We start from the raw sequence: 25,871 nt of genomic DNA on the forward strand, positions 1-25,871 counted from the left end.
GTCAAGACTCGGTCAACAAGCGCCCCACTTCCGCCAGCAATTCCTCTTCCTGGAACGGCTTGCCGAAATACGCATTCACGCCCAGCTCGAACGCATGCGCGCGGTGTTTGTCGGCGCTGCGCGAAGTGATCATGATGACGGGGATGGCGCGCGTCTTGTCGTCGCTGCGCACATTGCGCGTCAAGTCAAAACCATCCATGCGCGGCATCTCCACGTCGACCAGCAGCAGGGCCGGCATGGCAGCCGGCTCCAGCGCATGCAACTGCTCCAGCGCATCGACGCCATCCTTGGCCAGCAGCACCTGGTAGCCTTCGCGCTCGAACAGGCGCTGCATCACGCGGCGCACCGTCAGCGAATCGTCGACCACCATCACGCGCGCAACCGGCGCGGCCAGCGCGCTGGAAACGGCATGCTGCTCGCGGCTGGCCAGCGCATATTGCGACAGCAGTTCCGGATGGTGCTCGAGGTGCTGCGCCAGCGCCACGGGGTTCAGGATCAGCACGATGTCGCCCGTGCCCAGCACCGTGGCACCGGCAATGCCCGGCATGCGCGCCAGTTGCGGGCCCACGTGCTTGACCACGACTTCGCGGTTACCCACCACGTCATCGACCTGCAAGGCCAGCCTGTCATTGCCATTCCTCAGCAACAGCACGGGCGCATAGCGCTGCGTGGCCTGCGCCGCCGGCGTCTCGCCCAGCATGGCCGACAGGTGGTGCAGCGCCAGCGACTGCCCGTGCGACTCGACGCGCCCGGCCGCCCGCACCTGCTCCAGCTGCTCGCCTTTCAGGTGCAGCACCTGCTCCACCAGCACCGATGGCAAGGCATACGTCTTGCCGTTCGCCGCCAGCAGCACCACCTGGGTGACGGCCAGGGTCAGCGGCAGGTGGATGGTGAAGCGCATGCCGAGGCCCGCCTGCGTCAGCGTTTCCACGCGCCCGCCCAGCGCCAGCGCTTCGGAGCGCACGATGTCCATGCCAAAACCGCGTCCGGCCAATTCCGTCAGGCTGTCGGCGGTGGAAAAACCCGGTGTGAAAATCAGCTCGGCCGCCTGCGCGTCGGTCAATGGCGCGTCCGTCGCCAGCAGGCCGGCGCCGTGCGCCTTGGCGCGGATGCGTTCCAGGTCCAGCCCCGCGCCATCGTCGGAAAAGGCGATCGCCACTTCGTTGCCCTGCTGGCTGACCTGCACCAGCAACTCGCCCGTTTCGCTCTTGCCCGCAACCAGGCGCGCGTCGCGCGGCTCGACGCCGTGCACGATGGCGTTACGCAGCAGGTGTTCGAACGGTGCCGCCATGCGTTCGAGCACGCTGCGGTCGATTTCCACGCCACCGCCGCGGATGTCGAGATTGACGCGTTTGTCGACTTCCTTGGCGCTTTGCCGCGCCACGCGGAACAGGCGTTCGGCGATGCTGGCAAACGGCACCATGCGGATCTGCATCAGGTCGCGCTGCAGCTCGCGCGTCAGCCGCGCCTGCAGCACCAGGTCGTCCGTCACCGCATCGACGCTGTGGCTGAGGTTTTCATGGAAGGAGGCCACGTCGTTGACGCTTTCGGCCATCATGCGCGTGAGTTCCTGCAGGCGCGTAAAGCGGTCGAATTCGAGCGGATCGAAATCGCGCTCGCTGCCGACGGCCATGCGCGAGGCGATCTGCGATTCGGCCTGCATTTCCACCTCCCGCAGCTGGCGCCGCAAACGCGCCAGGTTGTCGGAAAACTCGGATAGGGAAGCGCCCAGCACGCCGACCTCATTTTCCATCTTCGAGCGCGTGATCGACACTTCGCCGGCCTGGTTCACCAGGCGGTCGAGAATATCGGCGCGCACGCGCACCAGGGCTGCCTTCGGTTCGGCGGCCGGCGTGTCTTCCATGCCCGGCAAGGGCAGCAAGGGCTGCTGCAACTGCTCGAACAGGTGCAGCGCATGGTCGTAATGGGCCAGCAATTCCTCGAAGGCCTGCGGCGTGGCGGTGCCCGCGTGCAGCATGTTTTCGATATGCGTCTCGATTTCATGCGCATGCTGGCCCAGGCGCATGGCGCCGGCCATGCGCGCGCTGCCCTTGACCGTATGCAGGGTGCGCAACAGCATCTGTGCCTGGCCGCTGTCGTGCACCTGCTGCTGCCAGCTGCGCAGCGCCTCGCCGATCTGCGGCAGCAGGTCGGCGCCCTCTTCCAGGAAGACGGACAATAAATCGAGGTCAAGTTCATCGCTGATGCCGGCGCTGGCCGCCAGCAGCGCGGCCGCATCGGCTGGCATGATGGCGGGCGCCGGCGCTTCCGGCGCCGCGTGCTCCAATGGCGGCGCGTGCTCGAAACCGGCGTCGAACAGGTCGTCGCTGGCGCCGCTGTCCTGCAACGGCGCTGGCAGAGGTACTTCGGCAGCAGCCGGCTGCAGCGCGTCGGCGACGATGCTGGCATACGTCGCCTCGAACAGGGTCTCGAGCTGCGGCACAGGAACCTCGGCCAGCGCGTCGGGCAGCGCTTTCGCAGAGTGCGCCGGTGCGCCGACGATGCTGGCGTAAGCGGCCGCAAACAGGGCGTCGAGCCGCTCTTCCTTGCTCTCGCCGGGTGCCGCCGTCAGCGCGCGCCACAGGGTGTTGAGCGCTTCGATCATGTCCGGCTGCGTTGGTGCCAGGTCGCCCAGCGCAAACGCCTGCAGCATTTGCCCGATGCGCTGCGTGGCCTGCTCCAGCACGTCGTGCTGTTCGGCGCGCAGTCCGGCCAGCGGCGGCACCACCGTTTCGATCACCGTCTCGAGCGCATGCGCCAGGTCGCGCAGGGACTGGAAGCCGACCGTGCCCGACGTCCCCGCCAGGGTATGCACGGCTTGCAGCGCTTCCGCGCTGACGGCGCGCTGCTCATGACGCCATTCGCCAAAGTCGCGCGTGAGCACGCGCAGCAATTCATCCGTCTCTGCCAGGTAGATGTTGTACAAGGGAAGGCTGATGCGCAGTTCGCCCACGTGCTTGAGGTGATCGTCCGGCGCTTCGTGGAGCGCGGGCGCCGTGGCCAGGGGAAGGCCGATCACATTGCCATTGCCGGCCACGGGCGCGGCCGGGCGCGGCTTGCGCAATTCGAACGGACCGCCTTCGCGCACGCGCTCTGCCGCTGCCAGCAGCATGCCGGCCTCGCGCTCTCGCCCTGCGCCGCCTTCCAGTTCCGCCACCCATTCGCTGAGCTGGTACCAGCCGTAATTCAGCAGGGTAAACAGATCGTCGCTGACGGGTCGCGCTTCGGCCAGCCAGGTATTCATGACGCGCTCGATGGCGCCGGCCGCTTCAGCAAACTGCGCCAGGCCGATCATGCGGCTGCTGCCCTTCAGGGTGTGGAACGAGCGGCGCAGCATGGCCAGGTGGTCGCCGCTGGCGGCTTGCTCGCGCGGCAGGGCCAGCGTGGTGTCGACAAAGGCCAGCACTTCGCGCGCTTCGGCCATAAAAATGTCGAGCATCTCCGCATCGACATCGGTCACTGCCGGCGCGGCATCCATGCCGGCAGGCGCGGCGGGCGCCAGGGCCTGGTCGAGCAAGGGTACGGGCACGGCGCCGGCGGCGGCGACTTTTTCAAATGGCAGGGCGCGGAAGGCGCCGGCGGCGGCGTCGAAATGGAAACGCCCGCTGGCCGCCTGCGCGTTACGGCCCAGCATGTCGACAAAAAATCCCAGCGCGCTGACATTTTGCGCGATCTCGTCGAGCGCCCCGGCGCGCGCCTCCGTATTGGCGTCGCCACCGGCCAGCTGCCGCACGGCCGCATCGACCTGCAGCACGGCGGCGCGCGCCTCTTCCTGTTCCAGCCCGGCCAACTGCTGCTGCAACTGCTCCAGCACGGGCGCGACGCCATCGAGTGCCCCCGCCTTCGCCCCCGCTGCATCCGCGTAATACGCATTGAGCACCTTTTCCACCTGGCGCAGGCCCGTCTTCATTTCCTCGGCCAGCGCGGCCACCGTCTGCCCCTGTTCGATCTGGCGCGACAGCTCGCCCGCCGTGACGGGCGGCGGCGCTTCGCCAGCCAGCAGCGCCTGCAGGCGCGCGGCGATGGTTTCCGCATTGCCGGCGAAATCGTCGGGCAGGCGGCGCACCTGCTCCAGGCCCGTGTCGGCAAACAGCAGCGCCATGCCGATTTCATTTTCCAGGGCCGCACTGCGTCCGCTGGCCACGGCTTGCCGCGCCACGGCCGCGCATTCGCGCAACAGGCTGGCCAGGGCCGGCTGCTTCAGGGACTCCGCATGCGCGGCCACCTGTTGCAGGGATGCGTCAAAATCCGTGCCCAGGGCGGGATCGAGGTCGGCTTGCGCCAGGCGGCTCCAGCTGGCACGCGCCTGCGCCAGTGCCGTGCGGGCGCCTTGCAAGGCCTCCTGGTCGACCTGACCGTAGCGCCGCGTTTCCAGATCGGCGGGCACCTGCCCGTCCAGAGCGAAGGCGGCACGCAGCTGGCGCGCCTCCGGCGTGGGCTCGGTGGCGGCGGCAATGAAGAACAGAGCGTCGCGCAGCATCGCTTCGGGCAGGCTGGCCGTGCCCTGCGCCAGGCGGCGCAACTGCAGATTGATCAGGCCGAACAACTGTTTGACGTTGAGCGTACCCATGCCCTCGCCGCTGGCCGCCAATCCGGCAAACGCCTGCATGGCGAACCAGAAGGTGCGCGCCGGCGCTTCCTGCTGCGCATCGGCCACCAGCGTCAAGGTGGCGTGCAAGTCGCTCGCATGCTGGCGCCGCGCCGCGTCATCCTGCGCCTTCAGGAAGGGCAGCAGGGACTTTTCAAAGCGCCCGCGCCAGGCCGGATAGTCGGCTACCGGGGGCGCGTCCGCCAGCGCAATCGCATACCCTTCCAGCACCGACGCCGGCGGAAAGAACAGGTCGGCCGGGTGACTGCGCTCGGCGCCCAGCATGGTTTGCAGGTCTCGGTAGTAGGGGAACAAGCGCGTCGGCTGCGGCGGCGTGCCGGCCACCAGGTCTTCCAGATATTCGGTCAGGGCCTGATACAGTTCGGCGACGACTTGCGCATGGTCCAGGGTGTATTCGAGGCTGCCGTCGCGAAAGCGCGAAAGCGCCTGCTCCGCGCCGTCCGTCAGCAGGCTGGCGCCGGCCACGTCGACCATCACCAGTGCGCCGTGCGCCTGGTGCAGATGCGAGCGCGCATGCTGCAGGGCCGTGGCGCGTTCCTCGCGCTCGCGGCCACCCGCCTCGAACAAAGCTGTTTTCGAGCGGCCCAGCGCTTCGCGGATTTCCACCATCACCCACGACAAAGGTTCGCTGTCGAACGGCTTGGACTGCAGTGGACTATCAGGTGTGCTCATGCATGCCTCGGTAAGGAAATCGCCTGGACTGGCGCGGCGTTCAGGCGGCGACGCGGAAGCGCGACACCGAATTTTTCAGTTCCTGCGCCAGCATCGACAGTTTATGGATCGACTGCGCCGTTTGCTGCGTGCCATCCTGGGTCTGCTCCGTCACGCTCAGGATATGCTGGATATTCAAGGCCACGCCGCTGGCCGAACCGGCCTGCGTGCCGGTGGCGAACGAGATGCCCTGGATTAGTTCAGCCAGGTGTTTCGACACCTGGCTGATATCGTTCAAGGCTGCGCCGGCCGCGTCGGACAGGCGCGCGCCCTCGACCACGCCCTGCGTGGACGTTTCCATCGCCCGCGTCGCATCCTGGGTATCGGCCTGGATGGTGCGCACCAGCGCGCCGATCTGCTTGGCGGCGGCGGCCGAGCGTTCGGCCAGGCGCTGCACTTCCTCGGCGACGACGGAAAAGCCGCGCCCCGCCTCGCCGGCCGAGGCCGCCTGGATGGCGGCATTCAGCGCCAGCACGTTGGTCTGTTCGGTGATGTCGGAAATGAGCTCGGTGATTTCGCCGATTTCCTGCGAGGATTCGCCCAGGCGCTTGATGCGCTTGGACGTATCCTGGATCTGCTCGCGGATTTCATGCATGCCCTTGATGGCGTTTTCCACCGCCGTCGAACCCTGCTGCGCCGCAGCCACCGACTGGCGCGCCACGTCAGCCGAGACACTGGCCGATTTCGACACATCGGTAATCGCATTGGCCATCTTGACCACGGTGGCGCTGACGCCCTGGATTTCGCGCGACTGCTGCTGCGACGCGATCAACAGCTTGCTGGAGATGCTTTGCGCCTGCGTCGAGGCGCGATTGACCTGTTCGGCCGTTGCCGTCACCCGCCCCACCAGGCCGCGCAATTCCTCGACCGTGTAATTGACGGAATCGGCGATGGCGCCCGTGATGTCTTCCGAGACGGTCGCCTGCACCGTCAGGTCGCCGTCGGCGACCTTCTGCAATTCGTTCATCAGGCGCAGAATGGCCGCCTGGTTCTGCTCATTCTTGGCCTTGGCCTGCTCTTCCTTTTCCTGCGACAGCAGACGCAGGATTTCCGCTTCCTGGCGCCGCCGCTCGGCGTCGCGCGTGCGGTTGACGGAGTCCTGCAGCAGCACGCGGCCGATACCGGCCGCCGCGATCAGGGTCAGCAACACGCCGCCGACCATCATCCAGAAGGCGACGCCCAGGGTTTCCTGGTTCACGTGGTACATCTGCTGCAGCAGGGTCAAACGCTGGCGCAGGTCTTCGTTCTCGTTGAAAATCAGCTGTTCGGCGCTTTTCGCCGAGCTGAATTTATCGAGCCGGTCAAGTATCGACGAAACCAGCTTCTGGTAAGTGTCGAAGCTGGCTTTCAGCGCCACCAGCCGGTCGCGCAGTTCGGCGTCGCGCGTGGGCGCCAATTGCAGCGACACGCTGCCATTGAGCAGGCCTTCGACGGCGGTGCGGAAATACGTCGTGTCGCGTCCCAGCGAGAACGCCGTTTCCGAGCTGATGCTGCCCGACGACAGGAACTCGCTGGCGCTGCGGCTCATGCGCTGGCTCAGCATCATCAGGCGGCCGATGACGGCCAGGTCGCGCGCATTGCCGCCACGCTGCACCTTGAGCGCGGCGATTTCCTCGGTCTGCGCCAGCAGCGCCGGCGACAGCGCATTCAATTGCTGCAAGGTCTTGTCGAACTCGCCCAGTTCCAGTTTCAGACGCAAGATGGTGCTGGCCGCGCGGTCGCTGCTGGCCCACTTCTTGCGCGCGTCGGCCACCGCCGCCAACAGGGCGGAACGCGACTCGCCGATATCGCGCCCGTGATACGTCCCGCCGCGCAGCATCAGTCGGAAATCCTGATTCAGTTCATTGCGGCTTTCCTCGAGCTGGCGGAAGGCTTCCGGATTGCCTTGCACGGCGTTCGGCGCAGCCTTGCCGATGCGCTGCGAATGCATCAGCGCATCGCTGGCCAGCTGCGTCTGCGCCGAGGCAATATTGCCGCTGCGCGTGTTCAGCCCGACGAACAGCAGGCTGGCGGCCAGGCTCAGGGCCATCACCGTCGACAGGATGCTCAATTGTTTTTGCAGCGGAAAATGGCCGATCAGCGGCAGCTTCCAGTCCCCGGCAGGCGCGCTGGCCAGCGACTTGCGCCGTCCCAGCGCGTCGCGCAGGCGCAGCGGCAGGTCGGCCGTCGATGCCGGCGCTTCCGGAGCGTGCTGCGCTTCGGGCAAGCCGGCCGCCAGGATCGGGGAATGGGCACCCATCAGCAAATATCCTTGTGGTCAGGGAGGCCGTCAAAGCCGGCATCGAGGAAGCGTGCCGACTGCGCCAGCTGCGCCAGGTCCAGGCGCAGCCACTGCTGCCCTTCGCTGTCGCGCAGCGCCTGCGCCGCCCACGATGGGAGCACGCCCTGCGCCGTATCCTGCACGTGCTGCATCGCGCGCAACTGGCGCAAACCCAGCACGCGTTCGACCAGCAATGCGCAATTGAGGCCCAGGCGGGGAGAAAAGGTGATGATGCGGCAGTGATTGCCGGGCGCGCAAGCCGCTTCGCCCATGTAGCGGGCCAGGTCGACGACCCCCGTCAAACGCCCGCGCATGGCCGCCAGGCCCAGATACCAGTCCTGCGCCAGCGGCACACCCTGGATCTGCACACCGGCGGCAATGACGATTTCGCCAAGCTGCGTCAGGTCAAGCAGGCACGGCCGGCCACCGAGCATCACGCCCAGTTCCTTGCGCGCCGCCAGCGCGCCGCTGCGCGCGGCCTGTATCCGCTCGATCAATTGCAGCTGATACTGGCGCAAGCGCCCCTGCCGCGCACCCGTCTCGAAAGATAGCATGGCGGCGGACGGATAAGCCGCGGTGGATACGCCGTGACCTGGCATCGTCTGCATGCTCAGGAAATCGCGGCGATCTTGGCCAGCAACTCGGCTTCGACTACCGGCTTGACCAGGTAATCGCGCGCGCCCTGGCGCAAGCCCCAGATGCGGTCCGTTTCCTGGCTCTTGCTGGAGCAGATAATCACCGGCACGTCCTGCAATTCGGGATCGCGCGCGATGGCGCGCGTGATCTGGAAGCCATTCGCACCGGGCATCACCACGTCCATCAGGATCAGGTCGGGCCTGGCCTGCTTGAGTTGCGCCAGCGCGTCGGCGCCATCCTGCGCCGTGAGGACGGCGTAGCCGGCACGCACCAGGATCTCGCTCAGGTAATAGCGTTCTGTCGGCGAGTCGTCGACGATCAGAATTGTGTGTATGGCCATCTGCTTCCTTGCTGCGTTGTCAATCAATAAAACCACTTACTCAAAATGCCCGGCCAGGTGCAGCCGCACGGCCTCCAGCAGCGCCTCGCGCGCCAGCGGCTTGGCCAGGCAGGCGCTGGCGCCTGCCATGGCGCCGCGCGCGCGGTCGAACAGCCCCTCCTTCGACGACAGCATCAGCACCGGCGTGGCGTGATGCGCCGCGCTGGCCTTGATCAGCGCGCAGGTGCGGTAGCCGTCCAGGCGCGGCATCACAATGTCGCACACGATCAGCGCCGGCTGGCAGTCGGCGATCTTGGCCAGGGCCTCGAAGCCGTTTTCCGCCACCACCACACGATAACCGGCCTCGCCCAGGATCTTCGCGGCCGCGCTGCGTATCGTCGCGCTGTCGTCGATGATGAGTATCGTGGTGCCGGTGCACGCGGCATCGGCCGGCGCCTCGGGCAAAAAGGGACGCGTCATGTGATTATTCGACAATCTTTCATACCATAGCACAGCCTGCCGCGATACCTGCGTGCGGCAGCGGCATCCCATGGACTGCGATCAATTACAGCGCCACCATCTCGAAATCATCCTTGCGCGCACCGCATTCAGGGCAGGTCCAGTTCATCGGAACATCGGCCCAACGCGTGCCCGGAGCGATGTCTTCGTCCGGCAGGCCGGCCTCTTCATCATAAACCCAGCCGCAAATAAGACACATCCACGTTTGGAATTGCTGCGTTGTTTCGTTGCTACTCACGTTCTGCCACCCTTCAATCAAGTAAAATGCTGAATTAGGTATCTTAATCTACCCGCCGTGCAAAACCAAACTTCTCCCCTCATATTAAGCTTCGGCGTGTCCGATCCGGTCGGCGCGATCGGCATCCAGGCCGACCTGGCCACGTTTTCAGCCTTCGGCTGCCATGGCCTGTCCGTCACCACGGGCCTGTTGATCAGCGATACGGCGCGCGTGGAAGACGTGCAGGCGGTCGACCCGGACTGGGTTTCCGACCAGGCGCGCGTGCTGCTGGAAGACATGTCCGTGGCCGCGATCAAGATCGGCGCGCTGGGCAGCGTGGAAAACGTCACGGCCATCGCCGAAATCGTCTCCGACTATCCGAACGTGCCGCTGATCCTCGATCCCTTCATTTCGGCGCTGCCGGAACAGGGCATGGACGACGAAGACATCCTCACGGCCGTGCGCCAGCTCTTGATCCCGCAAACGACCCTGCTGGTGCTCTCGCCGGTGGAGCTGGAACGCCTGGCCGAGACCTGGCGCGACGCCGATCCGGACGACACCCTGCAAAATGACGTCGACTATCTGGTGGCCCTGGGCTGCGAATACGTGCTCGTCACCGGCATGCCGGCCGACGCCAGCAAATCCGGCACGGCCGAAGGAAAATTGCGCGCCAATACCCTGTTCGGCGAGGACGGCGTCGTGCGCCACGACGAATGGCAGCACCTGCCCGGCATCTTCAACGGCGCCGGCAGCACCCTGTCGGCCGCGGCCACCGCCCTGCTGGCCCTGGCGGAAAACGAAGACGATGTGCCGCAGGTGGTCGTGGCGGCGCAGGAATTCACCACCGGCGCACTGGCCCACGCACAGCGCCACGGCATGGGCAAGCTGGTGCCGAACCGGCTGTTCCTGCAGCAGCGCCCGCGCGGCGGCCAATAAACACTGACCAGACGACACAGACAACGATCCACTTTCAAGGCACGATTATCATGACGACGACTTCACAGAACGACATCCTGTTTACCCGCGCACAAAAAACCACGCCAGGCGGCGTCAATTCGCCCGTGCGCGCCTTCCGCTCCGTGGGCGGCACGCCGCGCTTCATCACGCGCGCCGAAGGCCCGTACTTCTGGGACGCGGATGGCAAGCGCTATATCGACTACATCGGCTCCTGGGGCCCTGCCATCGTCGGCCACGCCCACCCGGAAGTAGTGAAAGCGGTGCAGGATGCCGCCGCGCTGGGCCTGTCGTTCGGCGCGCCGACGGAAGGCGAAGTGCTGATGGCCGAGGAAATCACGCGCCTGGTGCCGTCGATCGAGCAGGTACGCCTGGTGTCATCGGGCACGGAAGCGACCATGAGCGCCCTGCGCCTGGCGCGCGGCGCCACGGGACGCGACAAGATCGTCAAGTTCGAAGGCTGCTACCACGGCCACGCCGATTCGCTGCTGGTGAAAGCGGGCAGCGGCCTGCTCACCTTCGGCAACCCGACGTCGGCCGGCGTGCCGGAAGACTTCGTGAAGCACACGCTGGTGCTCGACTATAACAACGTGGAACAGCTGAAGGATGCCTTCGACAGCTTCGGCGCGGAAATCGCCTGCGTCATCGTCGAACCGGTGGCCGGCAACATGAATCTGGTGAAAGCCACCCCGGCATTCCTGCAGGCGATGCGCGACCTGTGCACGCAGCACGGCGCCCTGCTCATTTTCGATGAAGTCATGTGCGGCTTGCGCGTGGCCCTGGGCGGCGCGCAGGCGCTGTACGGCATCCAGCCCGACCTCACGGCGCTGGGCAAGGTGATCGGCGGCGGCATGCCGGTGGCGGCCTTCGGCGGCAGCGCGGCGCTGATGCACCATATGGCGCCGCTGGGCGCCGTCTACCAGGCCGGTACCTTGTCCGGCAACCCCGTCGCCGTGGCGGCCGGCATGGCCACCTTGAAACTGATCCAGCAGCCAGGCTTCTACGAGCAGCTGGGCGCCACGGCCAAGCGCCTGGCCGAAGGCCTGACGGCCGCAGCCAAAGAAGCGGGCGTGGTCTTCTGCGCCGACTATATCGGCGGCATGTTCGGCATTTATTTCAGCGCCACCCCGCCGACCAGCTACGCGGAAATGATGGCGGGCGACCGCAGCAAGTTCAACGCCTTCTTCCACGCCATGCTGGACGAAGGCGTGTACTTCGCGCCAGCCGCCTTCGAGGCGGGCTTCGTCTCGGCGCAGCACGACGATGCCGTCATCGACGCCACCATCGCCGCCGCACGCAAGGTGTTTGCCAAGCTCGCGTAAAGTTACACCACCGCGGTGTCCATCACCGCGGCCACCAGCGCCGGCAGGCTGGCCATGTCGCTGAACACGACATGCGCGCCAGCCGCCTTCAGGCGCGCTTCCTGGCCGGCGGCGATATGCCCGCCGCCAATGAATCCCAATACCGTCATGCCCGCCGCCACGGCGGCCGTCACGCCCGTGACGCTGTCTTCCAGCACCAGGCACTGGCCAGGCGGCACGCCGAAAGCAGCCGCCGCTGCCAGGTACAGGCCCGGATGCGGCTTGGCGTGCCCCACCAGGTCCGGCGTGAAAACGCGCTTGTCGAACAGCGGCGCCATGCTAGTCCGCTCGAGCGACGACAGCACGCGCGCGCTGACGCTGTTCGAGGCCACGGCCTTGGGCAGGGGAATGGCGGCCAGCGCCTGCGCCACGCCGGGCACGGCGCGCAACTGCGCATCGCAAGCCACATCGACGGCGTTGCCGATGGCCATGATCTCGTCGGCCGGCAATTGCGGCAAGCCCAGCTCCTTGTAGATGTCCTGCATCAGCGGCACCAGGCGCTGGCCCAGGCGCGGCTCGATCAAGCCCTGCAGGGTGACGCCCTCGGGCAGGTTGGGCAGGCGCGGCCCCAGCAATTCCAGCAGCGCTTGCAGGGCCACGGCCTCGCTGTCGACCAGCACGCCGTCGCAGTCGCTGATCAGGTGGGTAAAGCGCGTTGGGATGGTGGCGGTATCAGGCATGGACTCTCCAGAAGGCAACAGTGACGGGAAATGCGGCGGCCAGCCGGCCAAGGCTGGCATCGCAACGATCATAGGTGGAACGGGCGGACGCTACCACGCAGAAAACGTCTGAATGACGATACTTTTCTGCCAAAGGCAGCCAACGGGGAAAGAATCGGGCGTCAGGCAAGCGGCTACGCGAAAATACCAATTCAATACCACGCAACACCAGTGATTATCGCTGATTTTTGAAATTGCTGCGCTCGCATTGAAATCCGGACAATATCCGGTGGTGGCGCCGGGGCGCGGACGCGTCCCGGCGACAAGGGCTTATTTCAGCCAGCCGCGGTGGCGGAAGTACAGGAAGGGGGCGATGGCGCTGGTAACCATCAGGCCCCAGGCCCACGGATAGCCGAACGACCATTCCAGTTCCGGCATCAGCTTGAAGTTCATGCCGTACACGCTGGCGATCAGGGTAGGCGGCAGGAAGGCCACGCTGGCCACCGAGAAGATCTTGATGATCTTGTTCTGGTTGATGTTGATGAAACCGACAGTGGCATCCATCAGGAAGTTGATCTTATCAAACAGGAAAGACGTGTGACCGTCCAGCGATTCGATGTCGCGCAAGATCTGCCGCGCTTCCTCGAATTGCTCGGAATTGAGCAAGCGGCCGCGCATCAAAAAGCTCACGGCGCGGCGCGTATCCATCATGTTGCGGCGGATGCGGCCATTCAAATCTTCCTCGTGGGCAATAGCATTCAGCGCTTCGGCCGCGTGCGCATCCGTAAATTCCTTTTGCAGCACGCGCGTGCTGACTTCTTCCAGATTCTGGTAGATGCCTTCGAGCACGTCGGCCGAGTATTCGGCATCGGTGGCGTACAGGTCGAGCAGCACGTCCATGTAGTCGGCAATCGAGCCTGGCCGCGAACGGGCGCGCATGCGCACCAGGCGGAACACGGGCAAGTCGTCCGTATGCATGGAAAACAGGATCTTGCGGGCAAGAATGAAGGCTACCGTGATGACGCGCGACGGGCCGTCGTCTTCTTCGCGCAGGAAGTCCGTGCGCAGGTGCAAGTCGCCGTTTTCCGCTTCGTAATAGCGGGCCGACGCTTCAATATCCTTGACTTCGTCTTCGCCCGGCAAGGTGACGTTGTAGATGGCCTTGACCCAGGCCCGTTCATCATCGGTGGGGTCGGTCAGGTCGACCCACACCGGTTCGGCATTTTCGAGGTCTGCGCGGCTGTCGATCGGCACCTGGTTGAGCCGGCCATTCTGTAATACAAAGACATTGATCATGCGCGCTCTCAGCCGGATGTTGGGTTATCGTGATGTGCTGGCGCTGGCGCCAAAAATGAAAACAGCGCAAGTGTACCCGCAAAGGCCTTTTCACGACCACCCCCGGCACCGCTTTTTCACGGAAAAAGTGCGGCGTTGCACCAACCGGGCCGATTAAGATGCTGCGCCGCAATAATGCCAATCAGGCATCCTTGATTTTATGAAAATAAATTCCGCTATCCTCAAGGCAACTCCGCCGCCCCCATGCGGCGCAGGATGACACTGGTACGCCGGTTCAGGTAGCCCGTATCGCGGTGACGGTCATAATAGCGGGGATTTGGCAGCATCACGGCCAGTTTTGCCGCCTGTCCGGCGCTCAGGCCCGCCGCGCTGACCCGGTAATAGTGGCGTCCGGCCGCTTCGGCGCCAAAGATGCCCGTGCCAAACTCCACCACATTCAAATAAATCTCGAAAATGCGCTGCTTCTCCATCAGGCTTTCCAGCATGTACGTGATGATCAATTCCTGGCCCTTGCGCACATAGCTGCGCGAGCCGGACAGGAACAGATTCTTCGCCAGTTGCTGCGTGATGGTGGAGCCGCCCGCCACGACCTTCTGCTTCTTGCTGTTTTTTTCATATGCCTTTTGCAAGGCTTCCCAGTCCACGCCTTCGTGCTCGGAAAAATTCGCGTCTTCCGAGGCGATGATGGCCCGTTTCAGGTTGTTCGAAATGCGGTTGTACGGCACCCACGTCTGCTGGATGGTGGCATTGGAATTCTTGTCCTGCAAGACAGACAACTGTTCGCGCATGAAAGCCGTGCTGGACGGGTTATGGTCGACCCACCACCAGATTTGCAGGAAGAAATACAGTTGCACGACGATAAACGCCAGCACGGGCAGGATGAACAGCCACTTGATCCAGCCGTAGCGGCTGCCGCTGCGGCGCGCGCCCTTCTTGCCGGCGCTCACAGGGCACTGCGCAATTGCGCCAGCAAATCCTGCGTCTGCGGCCGCACGCCGCGCCACACGTAAAACGCTTCGGCCGCCTGTTCCACCAGCATGCCCAGGCCGTCGCGTACCTGCGCGCCATGCTGGGCGGCAAAGTCCATGAAGACGGTGGGCCGGGCGCCGTACATCATGTCCAGCGCCAGGGTGTGGCGGCCGAAAATACCCGGCGGCACGGGCGGCAAGTCGCCCGCCAGGCTGGCCGAGGTGGCATTGATGACGATATCGAACTGGCCATCGGGCTGCGCGAAGCCGCCGGCGCGCAACTGCCCGGGGTGCGCCAGCGCGTCGGCAAACTGCGCCACCAGCGCCTCGGCCGTAGCCACGGTGCGGTTGGCAATGAACATTTCCTGCGGCCCCTGCTCCAGCAAGGGCAGTACGACGCCGCGCGCCGCGCCGCCGGCGCCCAGCAGCAGGATGCGCTTGCCCGCGACGCTCACGCCCGCGTTGCGCACGATGTCCGCCACCAGGCCCGCGCCATCGGTATTGTCGCCAAGAATGGTTTCATTATCGAAACGCAAGGTATTGACGGCGCCGGCCGCTTGCGCACGCGGCGTCAACTCGGTGGCCAGCGCGCACGCGTCCAGTTTAAAGGGCACCGTCACGTTCGCGCCCTTGCCGCCCTCGGCGGCAAACGTACGGGCCGCCAGCGCAAAACCGTCGAGCGGCGCCAGCCGGCGATCGTAGACCATGGCTTGCCCTGTCTGCAAGGCAAACGCGGCGTGGATCAAGGGGGACTTGCTGTGGGCGATGGGATTGCCGAAAACGCAATATTGATCTGGATGAATGTTTTGCTTGCTCAATTGCTGCCGCCAGTCAGGTTAGCTTCCATTTTTTCTTCGCGCGTAAATTTGAAGCGGGTGATGACGACCCACAGGTCATCCTTGTCACTCGACAACATATTCGGTGGAAAACGGCCATACGGCGCCGCGCGGCGCACGATGGCCAGGGCCGCCGCATCGAGCGCCGGGTTGCCCGAGCTTTTTTCCACGCGGGCGCCGCCTTCCTTCTGGTAAATCGTGCCGTCCTGGAAGATGGGGATATAGACGACCAGTTCGCCATACATCTTGCGGCCATTCTTTTGCGGGAAATTCAAGGTGCCTATTTCCTCGATGCGCTTTTGCAGGGTCTTGTAATACATGGCATAGCCGACTTCCTGCGTGCTGGGCGTAATAAAAGTCTTGCGCGGACGTTTATTCTGGTCTTCCACGGTCTGGCTGATCTCGGCCGCCATGCGGGCGATGGCCTTGCTGCTTTCCATCAAGTCCGAACCGCTGGCCAGGGGATTGGGCTTGTCCTTTTCCGTGACGGGCGCGGCGCTGTACGGCGTCGGCTTGGCCGCCTGCGTCAGCAATTCCTGCTGTTTTTGTTCCAGTTCGGCAATGCGCCGGGCGCTGGCCTTGACGCTGTCGCCCTCTTCCACCTTGCGCATGTCGGGCAAGGGCGACTTGGCGCGCCCCTTGTCGGCCTGTCCACCACCGTCGAGGTTGGCTTGCGCCAGCGCCTCGGCCTTCAGCGGCTTGTTCACATGCTTGGCATTGACCAGGATCACTTCCAGGCCGGGATCGGTGGCCACGGCCCGCTGCGGCGCCGGGGCGACAAAATGCATCGCCAGCAAGGCGCCGTGCGCCAGCAGCGAGACCGCCACGGCTATCATCAGGAAACGATTCTCTCGGAAAGACTTCACGCGCAACCCAGTTCGCAACAAGCACAAGATACAAGATGGCTGAATTCTACGTCAAAGGGCGATGCCGGCAACAGTTTTCAGCACCGCCTGATGGCCTGACGGACGCCTTACTTGACCCCGGGTTCGCTGACCACGTCTTCGCTGGCCAGTTCCGCCACTTCCGCCTCGGCGTCGCTGACCTGGTTGGCCGCTTCCGGCGATGCTTCCGGCGCCACATCGCCCTCGTCTGCGCCTTCGTCGCCCGCATCTTCCTCGTAGTCCAGCTCGGCGTCGTCGGCCGCCGCGTCCGGCACGGCGGCGATTTCCAACAGGCGCGCTTCGATGCTCAGGTCGACTTCATCCCAGCGCAGCAAGTCCAGTTTGACCTGGGCGCCGCGCGCCACCGATGGCATGCCCGGCAGCTTGATGACCAGCGGAATGTCGACCAGGCGCAGGATTTCATCTTTCAAGACGACGGCATCGACCTGGCGCGCGTTTTCCTGATGCAGCCAACGCAAGCACCAGTAGCGTTCCATGTTCGACTGGAAATCGCCATACGCGGCATATGCGGCGTCGAAGGCCGAGACGATGGCGAACAAATTCGCGTCGCGCGGCTTGAACGGCGCCACCAGCGGGGCCGTCACGCCATGCTCGGCGCAAGCGATGATTTGCCACTGGTTCACCAGGTCCGTGTAGCGGCGCAAGGGCGAGGTGCTCCACGCGTACTGATCCACGCCCAGGCCCTGGTGCGGCGCAGCATGGGTGACCATGCGCACCTGCATCTTTGCCGCCCAGCTATTGCCGCTGCCGCCGCCCTGGCTGCGGTAGATGCCGGGCACGCCATGGTCGTGCAGCATCTTGCCCCAGGTACTGTTGGCAAAAATCATCAATTCGGCAACGATCTTGTCCAGCGGCGCGCCACGCTTGCGGCGTGCCACGGTGACGATGTCATTTTCCACATAGAAATTGAAATCGACGCGGTTATTCTGTTCCGGCTTCAGGCCGAACGCTTCGCGCTTTTTCATGCGGCCCTGTTCCAGCTGCTGCGCCCACTGCCACAACACGGCAAAATCGGCCTTGTGCGGATACTCGCCTTCACCGCTGGCCAGGGTTTCCTCGTTGACCAGGTCGTCCAACTGGTTATGGCGCAAATTGCTGGCGATCGGCACCAGTTCCGCGCGCGTGTGCGTGCTGACAACTGCCCAGTCCGCTTTCGGGTCCAGCGTGGCGTACAGCGACAGCGCCGGGCACGTCGTGCCTTCCGCGAGCGTGAAAGCATTCACGATTTCATCCGGCAGCATGGTGATCTTGTCGCCCGGCATGTAGACGGTCGACATGCGCTGGCGCGCCATCTTGTCGATCACGTCTTCCGGACGGATGCCCAGGCCCGGCGCGGCGATGTGAATACCTACTTTCACGGTGCCGTCCGGCAACGGTTGCACGGAGAAAGCATCGTCGATCTCGGTCGTGGTCACGTCGTCGATCGAGAAGGCGGCCACGTCGGCCAGTGGCAGCTTGGCCGTCACGGATGGCACGGGTACGCTCGGGAAGCCGGCGCCTTTCGGGAAATTTTCGAAGAGGAATTTCGACAGGTGCAAGTCTTTCGGCGAAGCAATACCACCGACGGCCAGCATCAGGCGCGGCGGCGTCGTGTGCAATTCCGTGCACGCCGCTTCCAGTGCCTTGTATTCGATGGTGTTCTTGTCCGGCTTGAACAGCAGTTGCAGCACCATCGGCTGCATGGAGGCAGGCAAGCGGTTCTGTTTCAGCTCTTCCACATACGCGGCTTGCACCAGCGCCTGCTGTTTTTTCTTTTCGATGCCGGCCAGGGCCGCCTTCAGGGACGCTTCCGGCGCCGCCTTGTAGCGGCCACGGCCCTTCTTGTAGAAATACACGGGCGCCGAATGCAAGGCCAGGATCAGGCCGGCAGCTTCCGGCGGCAATGGTGCGTGACCGAAATACTCGGCGCCCAGCTCGGCAAAGCCGAACTCGTCTTCGCCCGCCACTTCCCACAGGAAATCGAGGTCGATCTCGGCAGCAACAGTCTTGGCTTGCTCGAGCAGCTCGGCCGGGGACGGCTTTTCATACTGCAGCAGCACATCCTTGACCTTGACCTTGGTGCGCTTGCCGCTGGCCATTTCGACCTGGTACGCTTCACCCGCTTGCGACAGGACCGTGCCGACCTTGAAATCGCCGGATTCTTCAAAAAATAGATTCATTGTTATGCTTTGTTTATTAATGTGTCGGTTGCAACGGTGCGAGTGACGGACGTCAACTCCAGCACCGCCGGCAAAAATACTTCGGTTACCAGCAGCAACCCCTGGTGACGCTGGTACAGGCAGCGGCGGGCAAAAAACAGCGACTTGTCACCGACGCGCTGCCCGTCCCCTGCCAGCGCCGCCTGCGCCCGCTGCACCAGCGGGTGCCCGGCGCGCAAGCGGGCAAATTCCAGTTCACCGCGCCGTACCATGCGGTCGCCAAACAGGGTCGTGCCCAGCGAACGCTCGCCCAGCGCGGAAAACAAGGGCCAGTCCGTGGCCGTCGCCTGCATGGGCACGACGGTATGGCCAAACACGGCCGGTTTGTTATCACAACGCAACAGCACTTCGCGTTCCCACACCCGGCCCGCACGGTGCAAACCGATGATGGCGGCCTCGTCGGTCAAACAGCGCGATGTTTCCTGATGCAAACATTGCACGCGGAACGCGCTGCTATGCGCTTTCAGCTTGGCCGTCAGCGAACCGCCGCCCGTCAGCCAGTGGCGCAAGGCCGGCGGCGCATTAACGGCATTCACGTGCGCATGCCATTGCGCCTGGCGCAGCGAACCCGGCCTCACCGTGTCGCGTCCGCGTCAATGCCGCAAAAGGCCAGCACGGGCGCCAGGTAATCGGCAAATTCGCTGATGCCATGGTCGCTGCCATCGATGACGCACTGCTGCGCCCCCTGATAATGCGCCACCATGTCGCGGTAGTCGAGTACTTCATCGCCGGTGGCGGCAATCAGGAAATAGCGTTGCGGCTGCGTAATTTTCTCTACAGCAAACGTGCGCAGCTCATCGATGTATTCGCGCTTGAACTCGAATGGCTTGTCCGAATGGAATTCGGTCGTCACGCCCACATGTTGTTCCAGGTCAATCAGGGGAACAATCGCCGGATTGAGCAGCACGGCGCGGCAACCGAGCTGTTCGGCCAGCCAGGTGGCGTAATAGCCGCCCAGCGAGGAGCCGATAATCGTCAGGTCGGCCGGCGCCACCTCCTTGACCAGCGACAAGGCCAGTTCGATGGCCAGCTTGGGCGAGGCCGGCAACTGCGGGCACAGCCATTCTGCTTCGCGGCCCAGCGCCTGCATCTGCGCGGCCAGCAGGCGCGACTTCATCGACAGGGGCGACGAGCGAAATCCATGCAGGTACAGAATCATCGGCCCAGCGCCTCCAGCAACTTCTGGTGCACGCCGCCAAAGCCGCCGTTGCTCATGACGACGATCTGGTCGCCGGGACGGGCGGCAGCTGCCACGGCCGCTACCAGCGCATCGATGTCTTCATAGGCGCTGGCAATCTGGCCCAGCGGCGCCAGCGCGTCGCCCAGGCTCCAGCCCAGCGCGGCATGGCTGCCGAAACCGAAGACCAGGTCGGCATCCTTCAGGCTGCCGGGCAGCGCATCTTTCATGGCGCCCAGCTTCATGGTGTTCGAACGCGGCTCCAGCACGGCCAGGATGCGGCCGATGTTGCCGATGGTTTGGTTCATTTTTTGGCGCAGCCCGCCCACGGTGGTGGCAATGGCCGTCGGGTGATGCGCGAAATCGTCGTACACGGTAATGCCGTTGACCTCGCCGCGCACTTCCATGCGGCGCTTGACGCTCTCGAACGTGGCCAGCGAGACGCACGCCTGGGCAATCGGCACACCCACGTGGCGCGCGGCGGCGATGGCCGCCAGCGCATTGCTGCGGTTGTGCTTGCCCGTGAGCGCCCACGCCACATGGCCTTCCTGCTGGCCATTGAAGTACACGTCGAAGCTGCCATCGGCCTGCTCTTGCAGTTGCCAGTTGGCATCTTGGCCGAAACTTTCTTTTTCGCTCCAGCAACCGCGCGCCAGCACGCGCTGCAGCGACGCTTCGTCGCCGTTGAACACGAGGCGGCCGATGCCGGGCACGGTCCGTACCAGATGGTGGAATTGCGTCTCGATCGCGTGCAGATCGGGGAAGATGTCGGCGTGATCATATTCCAGGTTATTCATGATGGCCGTCTTCGCGTGGTAATGCACGAACTTGCTGCGCTTGTCGAAGAAAGCCGTGTCGTATTCATCGGCTTCGATGACGAAGAAGTCCGAATCGGCGCTTTTGCCGTCGATCTTGCCGCTGAGGCGGGCGGAAATGCCAAAGTTCATCGGCACGCCGCCGATCAGGAAGCCCGGCGCGTAGCCCGCGTCTTCGAGTATCCAGGCCAGCATGGCCGACGTTGTCGTCTTGCCATGCGTGCCGGCCACGGCCAGCACCCACTTGTTGCGCAAGATGTGTTCGCCGATCCACTGGGGGCCGGACACATACGGCAGGCTGCGGTTGAGGATTTCTTCCACCAGCGGGTTGCCGCGCGAGACCACATTGCCAATCACATACAAATCCGGGTTCAGCTTGGTTTGTTCCGGATCAAAGCCCTGGATCAGTTCGATTCCCTGCGATTCCAGCTGGGTGCTCATCGGCGGATACACGTTGGCATCGCAACCAGTGACTTTATGGCCGGCTTCCTTGGCCAGGACAGCCAGGCCGCCCATGAAGGTACCGCAAATGCCGAGAATATGAATATGCATGTGATCAGTGCGAAAGGTGCACGCTTAAGTAAGTAAGACGGTGAGATAAAAAACAGCAAGTGCAGGATTTTACCTGACGCCATGACTTTTTCCGCTTCGGAGTATCATCTCGCTCATGACGAACGATGCATTTGACGATAGCGCGCAGTTGCGCCTGGAAATCGCTGCCGCTGCCGCGCGCCTCGTGGCGCAGGATGGTGCCGACTATGGCAGCGCCAAGCGCAAGGCGGCGCGGCAAGTCCTGGGCGACGCGCCGAACCGTCCCAATATCCTGCCGGACAACGACATGATCGAGGAACAGGTGCGGCAATACAATGCCCTGTTTCTGGCCGACAGCCAGCCGGCGCGATTGTTCCAGCTGCGCACGATTGCGTTGCAGGTGATGGAAGCGTTGCAACAATTTCATCCCCTGCTCAGCGGCCCCGTGCTCAATGGCACGGCCGGCCCCCATGACGAGATCTATTTGCAGCTGTTTGCCGAGAGCGCCAAGGACATCCACATCTTCTTGCTGAATAAAAATGTCGTGCTCGACATGTCGGAAAGCCCGCATTTCAAGGGAGCGCGTTATGATGCGGTCGAGACAGCCAGTTTCTTGTGGAAAAACGAAGGCGTGCACGCGGCCATGTATGAGCTCGACGATATGCGCGGCGCGCTGAAAGCCAAGGCGGATGGAAAAGTGCTGCGCACCGACATCGCCGGGTTGCGCAGCCTGCTGGCCGCCAGCCTCGCCGACGGCGTACCGGCTGCCGACTAACATTGATATAGATAAAGTTATGACAAAAAAGAATTGGATCGCCTGCGCCATCGTGGCGCTGATGTTCGGCGGCATGGGTGCTTACGTCGGTTTGAGCAAGGAAAAAGCGAAAGAAGCGGGGAAAGAAGCGGGACCGCAGACGACCGCCATCGCGCCAGGCGCGACGGGTCCCGTCAACGAACTGTATGCGCTGTCCCTGCCGGACGCGGCGGGCGTCACGCAGGCGTTATCGCAATGGAAAGGAAAAAACCTGCTGGTGAATTTCTGGGCGCCGTGGTGCCCACCTTGCGTGGAAGAAATGCCAGAGTTATCCGAAGTGCAAGGCCACTACGGGGCGAAAAACCTGCAGGTGATCGGCATCGGTATCGATTCGGCCAGTAATATTGCCACTTTTGCCAGCAAGGTCAAGATCGCCTATCCCGTGTATGTGTCCGGCATGAGCGGCACCGACCTGTCGCGTCATTTTGGCAATGCCACGGGCGGTTTGCCCTTTACGGTGCTGATCGGCGCCGATGGCGAAGTCAAAAAGACCTATCTGGGCCGCTTGAAATTTGATCAGTTGCGCGCCGATCTGGATAAATTGTAAATTCGGAGCGTGCTTTTTTCTCTTGCCAATGCGTATCTTTGGCGGCAAAATGCGGAACTTTCGCTAAAACGGTCTTCCATACATGGCAAAAAACCTCCTTCTGCTCAACGGTCCCAACCTGAATTTGCTGGGAACGCGCGAGCCTGAGGTCTACGGCGCCAGCACCTTGGCCGATATCGAGCAGGCAGCAATGGCGCAAGCCATGGCGGCCGGTGCCGACCTGGTTTGCTTTCAAAGCAACCATGAAGGCGCGCTGATCGACCGCATCCATGCCGCGCGAGCGGAAGGGATCGATGCCATCGTCATCAATCCGGGCGGCCTGACCCATACCAGCGTTGCCTTGCGCGATGCGCTGGCCGGGGTCGCCATCCCGTTCGTGGAAGTCCATATCTCGAATATTTATCAACGCGAAACGTTTCGACATCACTCATTTCTCAGCGCGATCGCGCAGGGGACGATCTGCGGCCTGGGTATCGATGGATATCGGTTTGCCATCGACTTTGCGCTTAAAAAACGTTAATCTACGCGATCTGCACGCATTTAGCGCGGCGATAGGTTCTTGGACATCACCGCATCACTCATAAAACAAACTACATTCCTAGGGGTTTTACATGGATCTACGAAAACTCAAGACCTTGATCGACCTGGTCGCCGAATCGGATATCGCAGAGCTGGAAGTTACCGAAGGCGAAAGCAAGGTTCGCATCGTCAAATCGTCGGCCATGCCGCAAAACCAGATGGTCATGATGCAGCCGCAAGGCATGCCAGCCCAATACCAGCCAGCCGCGCCAGCCGCCGCTCCCGCTGCGGCAGCCGCCGTCGTGGTCGCCGCCGAGCCAACGGGCTATGTGGTCAAGTCGCCGATGGTCGGTACCTTCTACCGCTCTTCCGCTCCTGGCAGCGCCGCCTATGTTGAAGTGGGCTCGACCGTCAAGGAAGGTGATACCCTGTGCATCATCGAAGCGATGAAGCTCCTGAATGAAATCGACTCCGATAAAGCCGGTGTCGTGACCCAGATCCTGGTCGAAAACGGCCAACCGGTCGAATTCGGTCAACCCTTGTTTGTGATCGGCTAAAACCCAGTCCACACGGCCGGCAACGGCCGTTTGCAGTTTTAGCCCCTCACACTTGTTGTTTCGCCGGCTCGCCGGCTCTCACAGACATACGCGAACCTACCATGTTTGAAAAAATCCTGATTGCCAACCGTGGTGAAATTGCCCTCCGTATTCAGCGCGCCTGCCGCGAAATGGGCATTAAAACGGTTGTAGTCCACTCCGAAGCCGACAAGGACGCGAAATACGTCAAGCTGGCCGACGAATCCGTTTGTATCGGCCCGGCCCAGTCGTCCCTGAGCTATCTGAACATGCCCGCCATCATCAGCGCCGCTGAAGTGACGGATGCGCAAGCGATTCACCCAGGCTATGGCTTCCTGTCGGAAAACGCCGACTTTGCCGAACGCGTCGAGAAATCGGGCTTCGTCTTCATCGGCCCCCGCTCCGAATCGATCCGCTTGATGGGCGACAAAGTGTCGGCCAAGCAAACCATGATCAAGGCTGGCGTACCGTGCGTCCCCGGCTCGGAAGGCGCGTTGCCGGACGATCCGAAAGCGATCGTGCAAATTGCCCGCAAGATCGGCTACCCGGTCATCATCAAGGCCGCCGGCGGCGGTGGCGGACGCGGCATGCGCGTGGTGCACACGGAAGCGGCCCTGATCAACGCCGTGGCGATGACCAAGACGGAAGCCGGCACGGCCTTCGGCAATCCTGAAGTATATATGGAGAAGTACCTGGAAAATCCGCGCCACGTGGAAATCCAGATCCTCGCCGACGAACACAAGAACGCCGTCTGGCTGGGCGAGCGCGACTGCTCCATGCAGCGCCGCCACCAGAAAGTGATCGAAGAAGCACCGGCGCCGGGCATCCCGCGCAAGCTGATCGAGAAAATTGGCGACCGTTGCGCCGAAGCGTGCCGCAAGATCGGCTACCGCGGCGCCGGCACGTTCGAATTCCTGTACGAAAACGGCGAGTTCTATTTCATTGAAATGAATACCCGCGTGCAAGTGGAACATCCGGTCACCGAGATGATCACCGGCATCGACATCGTGCAAGAGCAGATCCGCATCGCCGCCGGCGAAAAACTGCGTTTCCGCCAGCGCGACGTCTTGCTGTCGGGCCACGCCATCGAGTGCCGCATCAACGCGGAAGATCCCTTCAAGTTCACGCCATCGCCAGGCAAGATCGTCTCGTGGCATGCACCGGGCGGCCCCGGCATCCGCGTCGACTCGCACGCCTACGCCGGCTACTACGTGCCGCCGCACTACGACTCGATGATCGGCAAAGTGATCGCTTACGGCGCCACGCGCGAGCAAGCGATCCGCCGCATGCAGATCGCCCTGTCCGAAATGGTGGTCGAAGGCATCAACACGAATATCGCCCTGCACCGCGAACTGATGATCGACGCGCGCTTCATCGAAGGCGGCACCAACATTCACTATCTGGAACAGAAACTGGCCGACATGCCGGACCTGGGCAAGAACCTGAATAGCGGCAGCCCCAGCATCGCCAAGAAATCCGAAATCAAGGCGGGCGCATGAGCTGGACGGAAATCGTCATCGAAATCGCCCGTGACAACGCCGAGGCCATGTCCGACGCGTTGATGGAAGCGGGCGCCCTGTCGGTCTCGGTGGAAGACGCCGATGAAGGCACGGATGCCGAGCAGCCCTTGTTTGGCGAGCCAGGCATGGAACCGAAGGAAGCGGCGTGGGAACGCAGCCGCGTGGTGGCGCTGACGGACGTCGACGCCGACCAGGCCGCCATCGTGGCCGCCGCCGCCCAGGCGGTCGGCATGACGGACGTACCTGTCTTTACCATGCGTCCCGTGGAAGAGCAGGACTGGGTGCGCCTGACCCAGTCGCAATTCGCACCGATTCACATCGGCAAGAATATCTGGGTCGTGCCCAGCTGGCACGAGGCACCGGATCCTGACGGCCTGATCCTGGAACTGGACCCTGGCCTGGCTTTCGGCACGGGCAGTCACCCGACCACGCGCCTGTGCATGGAATGGCTGGAAGCGAACCCTGCTCCCGGCAAGACCGTGCTCGACTACGGTTGCGGTTCCGGCATCCTGGCCATGGTGGCCAAGAAACTCGGTGCGGAAACTGTCGCCGGCGTCGATATCGACCCGCAAGCGATCGAATCGGCGCGCGACAATGCCGAACGTAACCAGTGCGAGATCGAATATTTCTTGCCGGACACGTTTGCCACTTCGGCACACGCCACGGCCAAGTTTGACATCGTCGTCGCCAACATCCTGTCGAGCCCATTGAAACTGATGGCACCGATGCTGTCGGGCCGCGTTGCCGACGGCGGCGCCCTGATCCTGTCCGGCGTGCTGGCACGCCAGGCGGAAGAAGTGGCCGCTGCCTACGCACCGTTCATCCAGCTGGGTGTATGGGCCGAGCAAGACGGTTGGGTGGCCCTGCATGGCCGCCTGGGCAGCACGCAAGCACCTGCGCCCCGCGCGGAAGGTGCATAAGCACA

Annotated in this window: 23 protein-coding genes; 8 read left to right on the forward strand and 15 right to left on the reverse strand. The window is 63.5% G+C overall.

Annotated features, from left to right (window positions below; translation table 11 throughout):
* Position 1 precedes the first annotated feature (1 nt).
* The 6 genes from O3299_RS16840 to O3299_RS16865 form a co-directional block, all read right to left on the reverse strand.
* Positions 2–5,281 (reverse strand): Hpt domain-containing protein, encoded by a 5,280-nt coding sequence (locus O3299_RS16840; protein WP_305062753.1) that lies wholly within the window; start codon positions 5,279–5,281, stop codon positions 2–4.
* Positions 5,282–5,321: 40 nt separating this feature from the next.
* Positions 5,322–7,559, reverse strand: coding sequence for a methyl-accepting chemotaxis protein (locus O3299_RS16845; RefSeq protein ID WP_289913197.1), 2,238 nt, complete (start codon positions 7,557–7,559; stop codon positions 5,322–5,324).
* Complete coding sequence (locus O3299_RS16850) at positions 7,559–8,188, reverse strand: chemotaxis protein CheW (protein WP_305062754.1); 630 nt, start codon at positions 8,186–8,188, stop codon at positions 7,559–7,561. Before O3299_RS16850 ends, O3299_RS16845 begins: the two co-directional genes overlap by 1 nt.
* 2 nt (positions 8,189–8,190) lie before the next feature.
* A complete protein-coding gene (locus O3299_RS16855) occupies positions 8,191–8,556 on the reverse strand; it encodes a PleD family two-component system response regulator (RefSeq protein ID WP_077408483.1) in 366 nt (121 codons plus the stop codon).
* A 36-nt stretch (positions 8,557–8,592) separates the two neighbouring features.
* Entirely contained in the window at positions 8,593–9,015 is a 423-nt protein-coding gene (locus tag O3299_RS16860; RefSeq protein WP_305062755.1) for a response regulator, read from the reverse strand.
* An 85-nt stretch (positions 9,016–9,100) separates the two neighbouring features.
* Positions 9,101–9,253 (reverse strand): rubredoxin, encoded by a 153-nt coding sequence (locus tag O3299_RS16865; protein ID WP_305062980.1) that lies wholly within the window; start codon positions 9,251–9,253, stop codon positions 9,101–9,103.
* A gap of 96 nt (positions 9,254–9,349) precedes the next feature.
* Here O3299_RS16865 and O3299_RS16870 point away from each other — a divergent pair, with 96 nt between their 5' ends.
* Together O3299_RS16870 and hemL are read left to right on the forward strand one after the other, a co-directional pair.
* Positions 9,350–10,207, forward strand: a complete 858-nt coding sequence (locus O3299_RS16870) for a hydroxymethylpyrimidine/phosphomethylpyrimidine kinase (RefSeq protein ID WP_305054006.1) — start codon at positions 9,350–9,352, stop codon at positions 10,205–10,207.
* A gap of 50 nt (positions 10,208–10,257) precedes the next feature.
* Entirely contained in the window at positions 10,258–11,547 is a 1,290-nt protein-coding gene (hemL, locus tag O3299_RS16875) for a glutamate-1-semialdehyde 2,1-aminomutase (protein WP_305062756.1), read from the forward strand.
* Positions 11,548–11,549: 2 nt separating this feature from the next.
* Here the strand turns inward: hemL and O3299_RS16880 are convergent, their stop codons facing one another.
* From O3299_RS16880 to mpl, 9 genes are all read right to left on the reverse strand, one after another.
* Positions 11,550–12,266 carry an HAD family phosphatase gene (locus O3299_RS16880; protein WP_305054007.1) on the reverse strand — a complete coding sequence of 239 codons (717 nt, stop codon included), beginning with the start codon at positions 12,264–12,266 and terminating at the stop codon, positions 11,550–11,552.
* Between the two features lie 309 nt (positions 12,267–12,575).
* Positions 12,576–13,541: a magnesium/cobalt transporter CorA gene (gene corA, locus O3299_RS16885; RefSeq protein ID WP_077408488.1), complete on the reverse strand. Its 966-nt coding sequence runs from the start codon at positions 13,539–13,541 to the stop codon at positions 12,576–12,578.
* 221 nt (positions 13,542–13,762) lie between these two features.
* On the reverse strand, positions 13,763–14,503 hold the full coding sequence (mtgA, locus tag O3299_RS16890; protein WP_370385303.1) for a monofunctional biosynthetic peptidoglycan transglycosylase: 741 nt from the start codon (positions 14,501–14,503) through the stop codon (positions 13,763–13,765).
* Positions 14,485–15,327 (reverse strand): shikimate dehydrogenase, encoded by an 843-nt coding sequence (aroE, locus tag O3299_RS16895; RefSeq protein WP_305062758.1) that lies wholly within the window; start codon positions 15,325–15,327, stop codon positions 14,485–14,487. Before aroE ends, mtgA begins: the two co-directional genes overlap by 19 nt.
* On the reverse strand, positions 15,324–16,181 hold the full coding sequence (locus tag O3299_RS16900; RefSeq protein ID WP_305062759.1) for an energy transducer TonB: 858 nt from the start codon (positions 16,179–16,181) through the stop codon (positions 15,324–15,326). The genes aroE and O3299_RS16900 overlap by 4 nt, the downstream gene beginning before the upstream one ends.
* Positions 16,182–16,318: 137 nt before the next feature.
* Positions 16,319–18,409, reverse strand: coding sequence for a ribonuclease catalytic domain-containing protein (locus tag O3299_RS16905; protein ID WP_099666530.1), 2,091 nt, complete (start codon positions 18,407–18,409; stop codon positions 16,319–16,321).
* A 2-nt stretch (positions 18,410–18,411) separates the two neighbouring features.
* Positions 18,412–19,026, reverse strand: coding sequence for a chorismate lyase (locus O3299_RS16910; protein WP_305062760.1), 615 nt, complete (start codon positions 19,024–19,026; stop codon positions 18,412–18,414).
* Complete coding sequence (locus O3299_RS16915; protein ID WP_305062761.1) at positions 19,023–19,607, reverse strand: YqiA/YcfP family alpha/beta fold hydrolase; 585 nt, start codon at positions 19,605–19,607, stop codon at positions 19,023–19,025. The genes O3299_RS16910 and O3299_RS16915 overlap by 4 nt, the downstream gene beginning before the upstream one ends.
* Positions 19,604–20,992 (reverse strand): UDP-N-acetylmuramate:L-alanyl-gamma-D-glutamyl-meso-diaminopimelate ligase, encoded by a 1,389-nt coding sequence (gene mpl / locus O3299_RS16920; protein ID WP_305062762.1) that lies wholly within the window; start codon positions 20,990–20,992, stop codon positions 19,604–19,606. Before mpl ends, O3299_RS16915 begins: the two co-directional genes overlap by 4 nt.
* A 115-nt stretch (positions 20,993–21,107) precedes the next feature.
* Between mpl and O3299_RS16925 the strand changes: the two genes are divergently transcribed.
* From O3299_RS16925 to prmA, 6 genes are all read left to right on the forward strand, one after another.
* Positions 21,108–21,746, forward strand: coding sequence for a hypothetical protein (locus tag O3299_RS16925; protein ID WP_035822115.1), 639 nt, complete (start codon positions 21,108–21,110; stop codon positions 21,744–21,746).
* 19 nt (positions 21,747–21,765) lie between these two features.
* Positions 21,766–22,332, forward strand: a complete 567-nt coding sequence (locus O3299_RS16930) for a TlpA disulfide reductase family protein (protein ID WP_305062763.1) — start codon at positions 21,766–21,768, stop codon at positions 22,330–22,332.
* An 82-nt stretch (positions 22,333–22,414) separates the two neighbouring features.
* The gene (gene aroQ, locus O3299_RS16935) at positions 22,415–22,852 is read left to right on the forward strand and encodes a type II 3-dehydroquinate dehydratase (protein WP_034746628.1); all 438 of its coding nucleotides are present in this window, start codon (positions 22,415–22,417) and stop codon (positions 22,850–22,852) included.
* Between the two features lie 91 nt (positions 22,853–22,943).
* Positions 22,944–23,408, forward strand: a complete 465-nt coding sequence (gene accB / locus O3299_RS16940) for an acetyl-CoA carboxylase biotin carboxyl carrier protein (protein ID WP_077408497.1) — start codon at positions 22,944–22,946, stop codon at positions 23,406–23,408.
* A gap of 101 nt (positions 23,409–23,509) precedes the next feature.
* Positions 23,510–24,925 (forward strand): acetyl-CoA carboxylase biotin carboxylase subunit, encoded by a 1,416-nt coding sequence (gene accC, locus O3299_RS16945; protein ID WP_099666524.1) that lies wholly within the window; start codon positions 23,510–23,512, stop codon positions 24,923–24,925.
* Positions 24,922–25,866, forward strand: a complete 945-nt coding sequence (gene prmA, locus O3299_RS16950) for a 50S ribosomal protein L11 methyltransferase (protein WP_251350274.1) — start codon at positions 24,922–24,924, stop codon at positions 25,864–25,866. Before accC ends, prmA begins: the two co-directional genes overlap by 4 nt.
* Positions 25,867–25,871 lie beyond the last annotated feature (5 nt).

The sequence above is a fragment of the Janthinobacterium sp. SUN176 genome, from assembly GCF_030587335.1.
GTDB classification, from domain to species: Bacteria; Pseudomonadota; Gammaproteobacteria; order Burkholderiales; family Burkholderiaceae_D; genus Janthinobacterium; species Janthinobacterium kumbetense.

What these genes read in the sequence shown, in the direction of transcription:
- O3299_RS16840 (WP_305062753.1), bottom strand. Translation starts at nt 5,281, where the DNA reads ATGAGCACACCTGATAGTCCACTGCAGTCCAAGCCGTTCGACAGCGAA.
- O3299_RS16845 (WP_289913197.1), bottom strand. Translation starts at nt 7,559, where the DNA reads ATGGGTGCCCATTCCCCGATCCTGGCGGCCGGCTTGCCCGAAGCGCAG.
- O3299_RS16850 (WP_305062754.1), bottom strand. Translation starts at nt 8,188, where the DNA reads ATGCAGACGATGCCAGGTCACGGCGTATCCACCGCGGCTTATCCGTCC.
- O3299_RS16855 (WP_077408483.1), bottom strand. Translation starts at nt 8,556, where the DNA reads ATGGCCATACACACAATTCTGATCGTCGACGACTCGCCGACAGAACGC.
- O3299_RS16860 (WP_305062755.1), bottom strand. Translation starts at nt 9,015, where the DNA reads ATGACGCGTCCCTTTTTGCCCGAGGCGCCGGCCGATGCCGCGTGCACC.
- O3299_RS16865 (WP_305062980.1), bottom strand. Translation starts at nt 9,253, where the DNA reads ATGTGTCTTATTTGCGGCTGGGTTTATGATGAAGAGGCCGGCCTGCCG.
- hemL (WP_305062756.1), top strand. Translation starts at nt 10,258, where the DNA reads ATGACGACGACTTCACAGAACGACATCCTGTTTACCCGCGCACAAAAA.
- O3299_RS16880 (WP_305054007.1), bottom strand. Translation starts at nt 12,266, where the DNA reads ATGCCTGATACCGCCACCATCCCAACGCGCTTTACCCACCTGATCAGC.
- corA (WP_077408488.1), bottom strand. Translation starts at nt 13,541, where the DNA reads ATGATCAATGTCTTTGTATTACAGAATGGCCGGCTCAACCAGGTGCCG.
- O3299_RS16900 (WP_305062759.1), bottom strand. Translation starts at nt 16,181, where the DNA reads ATGATAGCCGTGGCGGTCTCGCTGCTGGCGCACGGCGCCTTGCTGGCG.
- O3299_RS16905 (WP_099666530.1), bottom strand. Translation starts at nt 18,409, where the DNA reads ATGAATCTATTTTTTGAAGAATCCGGCGATTTCAAGGTCGGCACGGTC.
- O3299_RS16915 (WP_305062761.1), bottom strand. Translation starts at nt 19,607, where the DNA reads ATGATTCTGTACCTGCATGGATTTCGCTCGTCGCCCCTGTCGATGAAG.
- mpl (WP_305062762.1), bottom strand. Translation starts at nt 20,992, where the DNA reads ATGCATATTCATATTCTCGGCATTTGCGGTACCTTCATGGGCGGCCTG.
- O3299_RS16925 (WP_035822115.1), top strand. Translation starts at nt 21,108, where the DNA reads ATGACGAACGATGCATTTGACGATAGCGCGCAGTTGCGCCTGGAAATC.
- O3299_RS16930 (WP_305062763.1), top strand. Translation starts at nt 21,766, where the DNA reads ATGACAAAAAAGAATTGGATCGCCTGCGCCATCGTGGCGCTGATGTTC.
- aroQ (WP_034746628.1), top strand. Translation starts at nt 22,415, where the DNA reads ATGGCAAAAAACCTCCTTCTGCTCAACGGTCCCAACCTGAATTTGCTG.
- accB (WP_077408497.1), top strand. Translation starts at nt 22,944, where the DNA reads ATGGATCTACGAAAACTCAAGACCTTGATCGACCTGGTCGCCGAATCG.
- accC (WP_099666524.1), top strand. Translation starts at nt 23,510, where the DNA reads ATGTTTGAAAAAATCCTGATTGCCAACCGTGGTGAAATTGCCCTCCGT.
- prmA (WP_251350274.1), top strand. Translation starts at nt 24,922, where the DNA reads ATGAGCTGGACGGAAATCGTCATCGAAATCGCCCGTGACAACGCCGAG.